At 57.1% G+C, this 13,099-nt stretch carries 11 protein-coding genes; 4 read left to right on the top strand and 7 right to left on the bottom strand.

What is annotated here, in order from left to right:
- Nucleotides 1–22: 22 nt before the first annotated feature.
- Nucleotides 23–3,394 carry a type I-F CRISPR-associated helicase Cas3f gene (gene cas3f, locus JL015_RS07660; RefSeq protein ID WP_201018009.1) on the bottom strand — a complete coding sequence of 1,124 codons (3,372 nt, stop codon included), beginning with the start codon at nt 3,392–3,394 and terminating at the stop codon, nt 23–25.
- The gene (gene cas1f, locus JL015_RS07655; RefSeq protein WP_201018008.1) at nt 3,391–4,368 is read right to left on the bottom strand and encodes a type I-F CRISPR-associated endonuclease Cas1f; all 978 of its coding nucleotides are present in this window, start codon (nt 4,366–4,368) and stop codon (nt 3,391–3,393) included. Before cas1f ends, cas3f begins: the two co-directional genes overlap by 4 nt.
- A 1,805-nt stretch (nt 4,369–6,173) precedes the next feature.
- On the opposite strand from cas1f, the gene JL015_RS07650 reads away from it, so the two are divergent.
- Both JL015_RS07650 and JL015_RS07645 read left to right on the top strand, forming a co-directional pair.
- The gene (locus JL015_RS07650; protein ID WP_201018007.1) at nt 6,174–7,016 is read left to right on the top strand and encodes an AraC family transcriptional regulator; all 843 of its coding nucleotides are present in this window, start codon (nt 6,174–6,176) and stop codon (nt 7,014–7,016) included.
- Nucleotides 7,017–7,066: 50 nt separating this feature from the next.
- Nucleotides 7,067–7,633 (top strand): LysE family translocator, encoded by a 567-nt coding sequence (locus JL015_RS07645; RefSeq protein WP_201018006.1) that lies wholly within the window; start codon nt 7,067–7,069, stop codon nt 7,631–7,633.
- A gap of 2 nt (nt 7,634–7,635) precedes the next feature.
- Here the strand turns inward: JL015_RS07645 and JL015_RS07640 are convergent, their stop codons facing one another.
- Both JL015_RS07640 and JL015_RS07635 read right to left on the bottom strand, forming a co-directional pair.
- Entirely contained in the window at nt 7,636–8,031 is a 396-nt protein-coding gene (locus tag JL015_RS07640; RefSeq protein ID WP_201018005.1) for a RidA family protein, read from the bottom strand.
- The gene (locus JL015_RS07635; protein WP_201018004.1) at nt 8,021–9,157 is read right to left on the bottom strand and encodes a DSD1 family PLP-dependent enzyme; all 1,137 of its coding nucleotides are present in this window, start codon (nt 9,155–9,157) and stop codon (nt 8,021–8,023) included. The genes JL015_RS07640 and JL015_RS07635 overlap by 11 nt, the downstream gene beginning before the upstream one ends.
- A gap of 95 nt (nt 9,158–9,252) precedes the next feature.
- Here JL015_RS07635 and JL015_RS07630 point away from each other — a divergent pair, with 95 nt between their 5' ends.
- Nucleotides 9,253–10,134: a LysR family transcriptional regulator gene (locus tag JL015_RS07630; protein WP_201018003.1), complete on the top strand. Its 882-nt coding sequence runs from the start codon at nt 9,253–9,255 to the stop codon at nt 10,132–10,134.
- Between the two features lie 115 nt (nt 10,135–10,249).
- Nucleotides 10,250–11,005, top strand: a complete 756-nt coding sequence (locus JL015_RS07625) for a hypothetical protein (protein ID WP_201018002.1) — start codon at nt 10,250–10,252, stop codon at nt 11,003–11,005.
- 55 nt (nt 11,006–11,060) lie between these two features.
- Here JL015_RS07625 and JL015_RS07620 read toward each other — a convergent pair whose 3' ends face one another.
- The 3 genes from JL015_RS07620 to JL015_RS07610 form a co-directional block, all read right to left on the bottom strand.
- Entirely contained in the window at nt 11,061–11,291 is a 231-nt protein-coding gene (locus tag JL015_RS07620) for a hypothetical protein (protein WP_201005909.1), read from the bottom strand.
- Nucleotides 11,292–11,388: 97 nt separating this feature from the next.
- Nucleotides 11,389–12,264 carry an alpha/beta fold hydrolase gene (locus JL015_RS07615; RefSeq protein WP_201018001.1) on the bottom strand — a complete coding sequence of 292 codons (876 nt, stop codon included), beginning with the start codon at nt 12,262–12,264 and terminating at the stop codon, nt 11,389–11,391.
- Nucleotides 12,261–13,052 carry a TSUP family transporter gene (locus JL015_RS07610; protein ID WP_201005904.1) on the bottom strand — a complete coding sequence of 264 codons (792 nt, stop codon included), beginning with the start codon at nt 13,050–13,052 and terminating at the stop codon, nt 12,261–12,263. Before JL015_RS07610 ends, JL015_RS07615 begins: the two co-directional genes overlap by 4 nt.
- Between the last annotated feature and the right edge of the window lie 47 nt (nt 13,053–13,099).

Genomic DNA, 13,099 nt, shown 5'->3' with positions numbered 1-13,099 from the left:
ATGCCTTCCTTTGTCTTGATGTTTATTCGTTTCTGGCTTTTTCAAACCCCAAAACCGGGTGATACCTCCACCCAAACCGGCTTTCACGCACGCTGACCGAGGTGAATTTCTCGGCACATCTCTCAAGGGAGAGGCCTTGAGCCTCTGCCTGTTCAACAAGCAGCTCCATCAAGTCATGCCGACCCCAAGGGGTTATCCGTGGGCCAAGCAAGCTGTCGAGGTCGATAGTGGTGAGTTCGCTCTGGGCTAGGGTATGAATTGCAGGCTTGCCGCGTTTTGCTTCTTCATGAATGCGATGCAGCACAAGTTGCTCTTCATCCTCGTCAGGCAGAAACACCAGTTCGGTTTCCTGTGTGGTCTGTTCGCGGAAGGGCTGATGCTGCGGCAAGATCCAGGTCAGTGAAGCCTGTGGATACTGCCAGGCGCAGGCGGCATCCAGGCTGAATGCGGTTTTCGAGACTGGGTTGTGATCCTTGGGCAGCATTTGTGCCGCAAGCCGACTATGTTCGAGATCCACCAGGCTTTTCTTGGCCTGCCACTCCTGAGCTGGTCGCGGCTGGATGCGCGGGCGGGCTGTAAGGGTCTTGTATTCATCTTCTTTCAGCAGCTTTTCGAGCCGATGAGTCATCAGCCTGAACGGATCATCAAGCGTGCCATTTTTGTTCTCGAAACCCGGCTGCACAAAAGCGGCTGCCTGCGGGTGTTCAAAGTGTCGCAGGTTGGCATCGAAGATAAGCTCATTGGGCGACTTGCAGGGTTCGTTGCGATGCCGCTGTATGCGCCCGGCCAGTTGAATGAACGAGCGCATGGACGACGGCTCTACGATGGCCCAGTCATAATCGTGATCACGACCGACTTCCGTCACCGGCGAGCCCAGCACCACAAACAGATGGTTCTGCTCGGGAGACTGATCGATGGCTTGCCTGATTCCCGGCAGCCCATAAACCGCTTCACGCTTGCGCCGGTTCAGGCTGGCGTCCAGTTGCGCTTCGATGGCCGAGCGCAGCAGTAGCGGAAAGCGCGAATGGTAAACGCATAAATGGATGCGGTAATCCTCAGGAGCGCCTGCCTGAAACAACGCCAGAGCGGTATCGAACAGCGGCTCGATATTGGCCATGCGCACCAGACCGAAACTGACCCGCTTGCCGCTGTGCGGGCAGCTTTCTGCGTGTCGGGCATGGGCCTCAAGCATGGCGCTGCGCACATGCCTGGCGAACTCGACACGAATGGCTTCCGGTTTTTTGGCTGTGATATTCAGCGGTATCAGCTCACCGCATCTTCGCGGCTCGGCTTTGCCCAGTTCTTCAACACGACGCTGCACGAAGGCTTCATGCTCGGCGAGAAAGTGCTGGATATCAGCGCAGGTCGTGCCGTGGGCGCTGAACTCATCCACCCACAGGCACGCTACATCTGATGGTGAATAAGTCTGATGGTCATGGGAGCCGCGGTTGCGTCGATAATGCACACGACCTGCTCGATAGGCCTGAAACATCCCGTCCACCAGCGCCGGCGGCAATGTTGCCGATGACAGCAAGACCCGCGTGCCGAGCATACCGGCCCAATGCATCAGGCGGGTCAGGGCGGGCAAATCAGACAGGTCGAAGTCGTCCAGTTCATCGAGCACCAGATCACTGCTCATCATGCGCAACATCGGCGCGATCTGGCGGCCCGAGCGCTGGGCTTCGGTGGCCGGCATCAGATGATCGATGGTGCAGACCAGCATGGGCGCGCTGAGCAGCGAGCGTATGTCCTGATTGGCCATGGCTTTGGAAAGCAGACCGTGATCGCTCGACTGGCCTTCGTACAAAACGTGGCTGTCTTCTTCGATCAAGGCCTGCACCGAGCCCGAGCCTGTTTGCTCCGCCTGCTTCTGGTGGAACTTGAACAAGGCTTTGCTGGCCGAGCCGCCGACATGCACGGCCAGTTCGTCTTCGTTCAGGTGCAGATCCTGGCGATAGCTGGCCCCGGTCTGCAGCGTCAGCGTGCGCAGGCCCAAGGCGAACGTGCAGCGAAACCCCAGTTGCGGGTCGGCCAGGGCATTCATGATGCGGGCGTTGGCGAGAGTCTTGCCGCAGCCGGTCGAAGCCATATTGACGATGAACGCCCCGTGCTCGAATGACTTGTCGCGCAGGCTGGTGGCGGCATCGGTGGCTTTGTCCTGCCACTGAAAGCGTTCCGAACCACTACGTTTGCGCAGCCCTTTGTGCTTTGCAAGACGCGGCAGATGACGCTCGAAACCCGGCAGCCCATGAACAATGGTGCCCGCAAGACGAGCCACGCCCAGCAAGTGTTCATCCAGTTTCTGCTTGAGCACGTTATTTTCGGTATTGGCGTAGAGCAGGCATTGCGCATCGCCCTGGACGCGCTTTTTCGAGTCGGCCTTTAGCCCCGAGTAATGATGGTCGGCCAGCATCAAACTCATGCGTGCCACATGCATGACATAAGGGTTATTCAGCCAGTCGCCTTTGCCTGCCTTGCCCAGCAGTGCTAACAGGCGAGTAGCCAGTTTCGCTGCCTGGGTGCGCCATTTGGGCAGCGTCACCGGTAAACCGTGCTCGAACTGCCAGTAAGGCTTTATCTCGCCCGGTTCGGCAGGGCGTTTCAGCTCGTTCCACTCGTGGGTGATGCCATCCAGAATATTGCTCAGCGATGCTGTGGATATGGTGCGCGATGGCTTGCCGAACCAGAGCTTTTCGTCGCCCAGATAATCCTCAAAAGGCTTTGTCGGCAAGCGATGGTGGGTCACGACCAGCCAGGCAATCGCTGCCGCCAGTGGTGGCAATTGGCGAAAAGGAGGCGGCGTGTCGGGGTCAAGACCATCGCGCAGGTATCGGCCTTCAGCCAACCAGCTAGCGTCGTCCAGTGAGTCGGGTTTGGCCAGACGTCCAAGCCAGGTTTCGTCGGAGTCGCGCCCGACGAATGCCAGAAAAAGCCGCAGCGAAACCCACTCGTGGCGATAAAGGTTTTTCTCGTGGATGGAGCTTGTCAGGCGTTTCTGAAAAGCGATGCTGGATTTGCCAAGGTCGTGCAGTAACGCGGCCATCTGCGCGAGCAAGGTGATGTCTTCGCCCGTGTGCCAGTCGTTTTCATCGCCGTTGCGCAGCACATTGCGGCGTGTGACGTTGGTCGGTACGGCGCCCTGTTCATTGAAGCGGCTGGCATCACCGACAATCCATAGCAATTCGCTATGGTCCAGTCCTCTGATCCAGTGACAGGCCACCGCCGTGTTGCGGCGGGCGCTTTTTCTCAACAGACGGCGCAAGGTGTCGAGGCCGGCCTGGGTGATCGGCGTTTGCCAGGTGCGCTCACCACGACGTTCGGCGAACTGATCCAGGATGCGCCGGGTTTCTACCAGTGCTCGCTTGTCGCACTGGCAGATAAGCAGAATATTCACGCGACGCTGCCTCCCAGTTGCTCGGCAACGTCCTTGAGGCTGTCGATCATGAAATCCAGTGCTTCGCTGCGGGTCAGGTTCTCGATGCAGGCCTGGCGGAACGCTTGCTCATCGTCGCCACGCATGGCCGAGATAAAGGCCTGGGGCAAGATCAGCCCGTCCTTGACCAAGTCGGCGGCATCGAATACCAATCCGCCGCGCCGGGTCTTGCCGTGCAGCACCGCCAGACCATGGGGCAGGCCCAGCACCCACGTGGCCGTTGCAGCCAGGCCATAAGCGAGGTAATTGCCGTGATCGAGAAACCGGTTGGCCGGGTCGCCACCTGCGCCACGCTTGGCCCGCACGAAATCGCCATACTTCATCGCCGTGGCCGCGAGTTTGAAGAGGCGTTTGGTCAGCCGGGCTTCTTCGGTGAGCAGGAAGGTGTGGTCTGGAGCGTTGTTCAGGGCTACGAGAGATTGCTCAAGTGCGCTGTCCAGCTCAGCCGGATCGACTTTGAAACCGGCTTTGGCGAAGGCCTTGTGCTCGACCCATTGGCGCCTGATGTGTGCCAGCCGCAACCGTTGAAAAGCCTTGGCGGCCTCGAGTCGCAGATCATCCTTGAACCAGAACGCGACCCAGCGTTGCAGGTATTCGGTTGGCCGGTATTCGCTTTGCGGCGAGAACCATGCGACCTCGATATCGATCTCGTTGGCACTGAACAACGGCGTGCCGCCACCGCCGCAAAAGCCGACCAGCACACCCGCCTTGGCCAGCTCACGCATCGCCGCCTGAGTGACCGAAGTGCCGGTGCCCAACAACACAGTCGTGGTATTGGCGATGGGGATATTCCAGTACAGCGACTGCTTGCCCGCATCGGTCACATACTCGACCCGACCGCCATTTACCAATAGCCGGCAATGCTGCAAGTAATAAATATTCGCGCGTTTGGAATGCAGGATCGTCTTGAGATCCGAAGAGCTGATGTCATCCATGAAAGAAGCACTACCACTAATGGCACTAGGCCGGTGAGAGGAAACATATATAGCCGATAGCGTAGGGCGGCGCTTTATGTTTTTTGAGCCGGGGAGCGGCAGAGTGTCAGAAAGACCAGTCCGCGATTTGTGTACGAAGGGAGTTACGGAAAGGGCCGTAGGAGAGTGCTTGCCCGCGACGGCATAGACAGAGTCGATACACATCTGTCGTCAGGAATATTGCCGTCGCGGGCAAGCGCGCTCCTACAGTGAGTGCTTTAAATTTATGTAAATCAGTTGTTTATGGTTTTTAGAAAGATGATTTGATTGGTGTTGAGCTGCCTGTTCGGCAGTTAATCAGAGCAGATGACCGTTAGTGACCGGGTCGTATTTCTGAGCTGCCTATACGGCAGTGAAGAGACCCCACCGGCAAGCGGCTTGCCGCGCTCGTTTCTGAGCTGCCTATACGGCAGTGAAGCATCTGCATTGAAACGGTTGGCCCATCCAAGCTTTCTGAGCTGCCTATACGGCAGTGAAGGACTTTCCGTTGTGTCTATCGAACTTTGGAAATTTCTGAGCTGCCTATACGGCAGTGAAGTAGACACTCTGCTCGATAACCTTACGTTTTCAAAGAAAAATATGAGCTTGCGATCGTTTTACCCCTTTTTTTCGTCGGTTCTGTAAGTGATTGATTTTAAAAGGGTGCATGGTGGGCGAAAAAAAGAGGGTCAGGATCAGCAATTGATCCAGACTCGCGGCCTCATCGTCCCTCGATTACCGAACAACCGCAGCGCAAGGCCTCCCGACAATGGTGCCAGCACTGCGAGAGTCACCGTGTGTTGCCTTGTCGCGGGCAAGCCCCTCCCACGGGGATTTGATTTATCTGCGACAAGGTATCGAGGGCAATACATTTTCGTGGAAGGGGCCTTGGCCGCGACAGTGCTCAGACAGAAATGCACCAGCAATGAACCCTTTTTTGACCCTCTTTTTTTCGCCTCAGATTCGTTCTTTAAAAATCAATGACTTACAAAACTCGGTAAAAAAAAGGGTAAAACAGCTTTTGGTGCATATTTTTCTTTGAAAACTGTAGGTTATCTAGCAGAGTGTCTACTTCACTGCCGTATAGGCAGCTCAGAAATGGCAGTTCCGGGGCGACCGCCTTACCAACCTCTTCACTGCCGTATAGGCAGCTCAGAAATTTCAGGTCAGGCGGCGCTTACGCGGCGCGGGCTTCACTGCCGTATAGGCAGCTCAGAAAAATGGCACGGGCAGCGGCAGACGTACCCAACGCTTCACTGCCGTATAGGCAGCTCAGAAACAAGTCAAATATTCTCGGAACTGTTTCACAGTCTTCACTGCCGTATAGGCAGCTCAGAAAATGCGATTCTCCAGGCAATAAAAAACCCGCGACTTCACTGCCGTATAGGCAGCTCAGAAAGACCCAACGAAGCTGCGCTCTCAGCGCCGCGACTTCACTGCCGTATAGGCAGCTCAGAAATTTGGCTACACGGCAGTGAACTCGACTCGGTCGAGCAGGTATTCACCCAGGCGTTTCTAAGCTGCCTGCATGACACTGAAGTCGCCAGCAAGCTGCCTCCCACAAAGTAATTCATGACCTTAACTGATCCGCCTTACTCGGTAGGCGGATTCATTCGCGAAAGGGTACGTCCGACATAGATATGTCGTTTGAAATACCCCTTTCCCGGATGAATCCGGTCCTACAGGTTTTGAGGGCCGTGATCAGCCAACCCTGCACAAACCTTCTAGACTTCCCGCCTCCCATACGCGATAACACTCAACCCGACCCCAAACCCTGTAAGCCCACCATGACTCAGAGCAACTGGATCAATCTTGCTCAGGACCGCGACACCGGTATCGAGACGTTGCATGCCCATTTCCAGGGGAATGCTCATGTCTACGATCCGCATTGGCATGACAGTTATCTGGTGGGTGTCACGGAGCAGGGTGTGCAGCAGTTTCATTGTCGGCGGCAGCGTTATGCCTGTACGCCGGGGCAGGTGTTCATGCTGGAGCCGGGGGAGATTCATGATGGGGATGCGCCAAGTGCAGACGGTTTTACGTACCGGATGCTTTACCTCGACCCGGACTGGGTGGCCCGTGAGTTGCCCTCGCTGTTTGAAGACGCGCCAGATGGCTATCAACTGGGGTTCGCCAGCACTCTGGCAAGCGACCCGCGACTGACCAACGCCACTCTTTTTGCTTTTGCCGCGCTGCATGGGCAGGAAACGCGGTTGTTCCGGCAAAGCGCGCTCGATGGATTGCTGGAGCGGCTGACCGGCAATCTGCGCTGGCGGCTTCGGCAGAATCAGGACCCGCGTCTGCCACAGGTCGCCTTGCGCGCCCGTGACTATCTGCATGCCAACTTTCGACGCGATCTTGGCCTTGATGAGCTGGCTCAGGTCTGCGGCGTGGATCGTTTTCGTCTGAGTCGTGCCTTCAAGTCGGCATTTGGCTTGCCACCCCATGCCTATCTTGTGCAACTGCGTCTGGCCCAGGCCCGAAGGATGCTGGCTGCCGGAGCGTTGCCCGTTCAGGTTGCCAGTGACCTGGGTTTTGCCGATCAGAGCCACCTGGGTCGATGGTTTCTGCGAGCCAACGGCATGACACCATCGGCCTATCGAAACCGCTGCACGGATCTTCCAGACTAAGGCCGCATACCGGGCGAGCATGAGCGCATCCCGCTTCCGGAGTTGTGCTCATGTTGTCCTTCCTGCTGTTTGCCTTTGTTTCCTCGATTACCCCTGGCCCGACCAATATTCTGGTCCTGAGCAACAGCGCCCGTTATGGCCTGCGGGCCAGCCTGCCGATCATTTTCGGTGGCTGCATGGGCGCAGCGGCACTGGTGCTGGTGGTCGGGACTGGCGTGGGACGTTCTCTGGTACAGATTCCGGGTGCTCAGACGCTGATGTCGGTTGTCGGTGTGGCGTGGTTGACCTGGCTGGCGTGGAAGATTTTCACCAGTGCCAGCACCATCGAGCAGGACGACAAACAGCAACGGCTCGGTTTTGTCGGCGCGGCAGGCCTGCAAGTGGTCAACCCCAAGACATGGATGATGGCGCTGGCGGTCGTCAGTGTCTTCAGCCAGGGCACGGTGGTCGATCTGGCGCTGGTGTTCTTCCTGGTATCGCTGCCCTGCATGGCGTGCTGGGCATTGCTGGGCCGTGGATCGGCGCGGCTGCTCAAGTCCGGGCAGGCCATGCAGCGGCTGAACCGTGGCATGGCGGTGTTGTTGCTGGTGTCGGCATGGGCCGGGTTCCTGCGTTGACGTCAGTCCTCACACCGCGCAACCGCCTCGATCTCAATCAGATACCCATGATGCAAAACCGGCACGGGCACCACCGCGCGTGCCGGGCGATGTTGGCCCAGGCAGCGGGCATAGAGTTGATCGAACGCGGGCCAGTGTTCGATGCCGACGATATAGACGGTCACCTTCAGAAGATCATCTGCCCCACTGTCAGCCTTTTCGAGAATCGCCATCAGGTTATTCAGGGCAATCGTGGCCTGTACCTCGAAAGGCTCATCGACACTGTGGCTGCCATCGGCGCGTACCGGTAACTGGCCGGACACCCACAACAAGCCTTGATGACGCACGGCCTGTGAATAATGCCCGCCCGGTGCCGCAGCATTCGGGGTGTGGATCAGGTCAATCGGATTACCAGCCATGCAGACGACTCCAGATGTGCGTTTCGCCATTGGCATCAAGGGCGTGGTAATGAGGAAATTGCGCACCCGTCGCGCAGGCATGGTTCGGCAGGATGCGCAGGCGGCTGCCTATCGGGAAGAAGGCGGTCAGGTCGCTGCCTGCTGACGCTTGCAGAGTCACGATGCCGTGCTCTTGGTTGGCGCTGTGCAGAAGGGTGCCGTCGATCCATTGGCCGTCTTCGCTGCACACCTGGCCATAGGCGAAATCCTGCTGCTGACGTTGCGTGCCACGGTCGCGGCTCATGGCCATCCAGCCCGAGTCGGTAATCACCCAGCCCTTGTCCAGTTGATGGCCGATGACCGTGGTCAGAACGCTCAAGGCCAGTTCATCGGCCTGGCACACACCGACGTTATGCATCACCAGATCAAAGAACACATAGACCCCGGCGCGCACTTCGGTGACGCCTTGCAGATCGGCAGCCGACAGCGCGGTGGGTGTCGAGCCGACACTCACCTGCGGGCACGGCAGCCCTGCCGCCCGAATCCGCTCGGCGGCGCTGACGCATTGATAACGCTCTTGCTCGGCCAACCGTTGCAGGGCTTCGGGGGTGTTCAGTTCATAGCTGGAGCCTGCATGAGTCATGACCCCGACGAGATGCATTCCGCCGTCATGCAGCACCTGAGCGACCTCGATCAGCACATCGTCGTCGTACTTGATTCCAGAGCGATGGCCATCGCTGTCGACTTCGATCCAGACGTTCAGCACCTCACCTTGCTCCTGGCCAAAAGCGACGATGGCCTGAGCTCCGGCAACGCTGTCGGTGATGATGCTCAGCTTGCAACCCTGACGTTTGAGCGCCAGTGCTTGAGCTAACTTGCCGGGCACCATGGCGACCGCATAGAGAATGTCAGTGATCCCGGCCGCAAAGCAGTGCGCGGCTTCTTTCAGGGTCGACACCGTGACACCACTGGCACCTGCTGCTATCTGCGCCTCGATCACCGGCAGGCACTTGCTGGTTTTGACATGAGGGCGCAGGCGAACGCCCAGGCCGTCCATGCGCTGCTGCATACGCTGGATATTGCGCTGCATTCTGGCCACATCAATGATCGCAGCAGGCGTTTCAAGAGTAGAGAGAGCGGTGGGCATGGTCGGTTCTCCAATGTCGACTGATGGCCTCACTCTACTGATCAACCGTAAATCCATGGTTAAATCGGCTGTCACTTATGATTAAGTAAAATTGAATGATCACCATCGAAGATCTGCGTCTGGCCGTGACCCTGGCGCGCTCCGAATCCCTGAGCGCAGCCGCCAGAACCCTCAATGTTTCACCTCCGGCGCTGTCCATGCGCTTGCGCAAGCTGGAGGCTTTGCTGGGTTCCAACCTGGCCAATCGGGATGCCCGACGCCTGAGCCTGACGGCGGAAGGCGAGCGTTTTGCCAAAGAAAGCGCAGCCTTGCTGGAGCGGCTGGAAGCACTGCCCGAGTCTTTCAAGCAGCCAGACGATCAGTTGAGCGGCACCCTGCGACTCGCCGCGCCCTTCGGCTACGGTCGCCAACGCATCGCGCCACTGCTCGCCCGGTTTGCGAAGCTGCACCCAGGGCTGCGCCTGCATCTGGACCTGCGCGAAACTCCTTGGCCTGATCGGTATGACAGCGACGCCGTGATCCATATCGGCAGCATCAATGACAGCTCATGGGTTGCCCGCACGCTGGTGCAAAACGAGCGTTGGCTGTGTGCCAGCCCGCAGTATCTGAAAACTTACGGTGTACCGCAGAGCCCGGCCGAACTGGCTAACCATCGTTGCATCTGCATTCGCGAAAACGAAGAAGACGTCACGCTCTGGCACCTGCGCAAACAGACCGCCCGGCATACGCTGCGTATCGAGCCTGCGATGCTCTGCAACGATGGCAGCGTTGCGCGCCGTTGGGCCGAGCAGGATCAAGGGTTGGTCCTGCGCTCCGAGTGGGATGTAAACGATGCCATCCAGAGCGGCGCCCTTGTGCGGGTACTCGCGGGCTGGTCGTTCGAGAGCGCGCCGATTCTTTTGCTGGTGCCCTCGCGCAAGCACCGCAGTGCGCGGATGCAGGCGCTGGTGGGGTTTCTTGAGGCGTCGTTGAAGTGAGAGCGATGGATTACTTTTAAAGATGAATGATGTCACGCCGATACCGCTGTAACTTCAATCACGGCTCGGCCCAACCTCGCAGGATGCGCAGAGCTTCCGTCATGGACGAACATCAATGAATCAAAGTGGTTACCTGTGTCTGGCCTTCATGCTCGCCGTGGGCTGCCTGAGCTTTTTTCTGCAACCCGAAGCCGCTGGCGTTTCATTCGCATTGATTGCGCTGTTTTCCTGTAGCTACTTCGTCTATTTCCTGATCAAGAACAACCTGCATCACGGCATCATCCGTGGCCTGCTGTTGTCAGTGCTGATCATGGCACTGGCTGTCATCCCGGTGATTGGCTGGATCGTGGTGATCGGTTTTGTGATCTACAACATCTCCAAAGCTGTGGATGGCCTGAAAAGCCTGATCCCGGATGTGCTCACCAGTGTGGTCATTTACGGCCTGCTGCTTGCCCGACTGGCCTTCGATATTCGTGACCCGCTGGCTATTGCCGTACTTGCCAGTGCTTATCTGGTGGCTGCGATCATCTATTGCCGAAGCCTCAACGGGCTGACCACCCGGAATGCGCTGTTCAAGATGAGCATCATGTGGCTCTCGATTCCCTTTGCGGCGCTGACCGTCATTTCCATCGTTTCAGCCTTGGGCAACCTGTTCCGCACCATCAGCTCCACCATCACCCGTACGGTTCTTACGCCTCAAGTGGTTTCTGCCCACATGCGTGGCGGCATTCAGATTGAGGAATACACCCGCACTATCAGCACCTCCGTCAACGAAACCGTCACGCGAGTCGTGCCAGGTGTGGGGGGCGTAGTGACAACTTCCATGGCCGGTGAAGTGGCGCAGAAAGTAAAGGACGAGAAGGGCGAATGACAGGGATGGCCGTCAGTTCTTGGCTGACGGCCAGGTTCTGGATATCCAGGGCAGGTCAGAGAAGTTTCTTCTCTTCCTTGTCGACATGCTTGTCCGCCTTATGGCGTTCTTCATCGTCGTGCTTGGCACCTTTGTCGACTTCTTCGGCGTCATGTTTGACACCCTTTTCCACTTCACGGGCATCGTGCCGGACGCCTTTCTCCAGCTCGCTCTCGGCAAGGGCCGGAGCCGTGACGCTACCCAGCAATAGAGTTGCAGCGAATGTCGCCATCACCAGCTTCTTCATAGACTTCTCCATGTTATGAACGGCCGTCCCTTCATGGGGCGATCAGGTTCAACGATAGACCAGTCGAAAAGAGCGAGTGGGTATTCTGTCGGCGAGTTCAGCTATTGATGAAATCTGAAATCTCTAACGAAAGTTGCTGCGCATATTCCGGGTTATTGCGAAACCAGGCCGAAACAGCATGGTCGCATTCGGGCAGAACATGCTTTTTGAACTGATGGGGAAGCAGGTTCTTTTCAATGGCTTCGATCACTTCATAAGGAATCGCGCTATTGATGATGCGTTCTTGCGGCGTGCCCTGATCTATTGTCACTGTCCCCACCGATGTACCGGAAACTTTGCCGAAAGCCGTGGATTCAAGACCATCGAACTCGCCGATTACCAGCATGAGTTCTCCCTCGAAATCGCGCAGGAACTCAAGCGACGATGAGTCGAGAAAGTTACAGGGGACCGAAATGGCACGTTTGAACGGCTCGCCAAACGGTTGTTGATACGCCGCATCTGCATACAGGGCAGGGCAAAACAGGACGATCTTCTTGACGCTGGTTCTGTGGGCTTCAGCCACTTTCAGGGCCAGTGCTCCGCCCATGCTGTGGCCGATCACGGTATTGAAACCTGTGCCCAGGCAATCGGCAAACCGCAAGGCTTCTTGCAGGTTATTGGCCAGGGAAGTGTCTGCTAACGGGATATCAGTTGTTGTGTTGTGCCCGGAAAGATTGAAACTCAAACTGGCAACGCCCGATGCCTGCAAAGGGTACAGAATGCCGTTCAGTTTGCTGTAATCCGAGCGAGCGCCATGAATGGCCAGAACCTGCGGCATTGCATCTGGCGTTGCTGGGTTCGACAGGATTCGACCTTCAAGTTCATACCCCTCGAAGGCTTGTGAAAAATAACAGGCAGGGCCCGCCGGCGTTTCATCAAACTGCAACCGGGACCGAAGTCGAGAATCGCGGGTTAACGCCGGCAGATTGATCATAACGAAGCCAGTGTGTGCATGAATGCAACGCGCAACGGGTTGGTTTCCACGCTCAAGAGTTTAATGGCCAGCGCGCAGCACACCACGACCAACATGGGTTTGATCAACTTTGGGCCAACCTTTACAGCGGCCCGTGCACCCAGTTGAGCGCCAATGAAGGCCGCCAGGGCCATGGCAATTGCTATCGGCCAGATAATCACGCCCTTGGTGATAAAGACCGACAGAGAACCCAGGTTGCAGGAAGCATTGGCCAGTTTGGTAAAACTCATTGCTCTCATCATTCCCAGGCCGCACAGCAGGACGAAACCCACAATGAAGAACGAACCGACACCAGGGCCAAATACACCGTCGTAAAAACCCAAGGCAGGCGCAACGGTAAATGAGAACAATAGAATACCGATTCTTTTGCGGCGATCTTCATTGCCGATCTTTGGCGAAAAAGCAAAATACAGCGCAACCAGAATCAGCATGATCGGTACACAGACTTCCAGATAGTGCTTGTCGATGGAGCTGACCAGTAACGCACCACTGGCACCGCCAATAAACCCGCATAACACCAGAAAACGACCTTCCCGCCATTCGATCATGCCCTTGCGAGCAAAGGTGACCGTTGCCGAAATGGTTGCCGAAGCCGCCTGGAACTTGTTTGTGGCAATTGCACTGATCGGGTCGACACCGGCCAGAAACAGTGCCGGCAATGTTATCAGCCCGCCGCCTCCGGCAATCGCATCAAAAAAACCGGCGCAAAAAGCCACGAGCGCCAACATGCCAATCAAATCCCAAGACATCACATTCCCTCATTACCCATACAGGCCAGCCATCTGCATGGCTGGCC

This window comes from Pseudomonas cichorii, from assembly GCF_015471405.1.
In the GTDB taxonomy this organism is placed as follows: domain Bacteria; phylum Pseudomonadota; class Gammaproteobacteria; order Pseudomonadales; family Pseudomonadaceae; genus Aquipseudomonas; species Aquipseudomonas serbiensis.
This window is presented reverse-complemented; position numbering and strand designations above follow the sequence as displayed.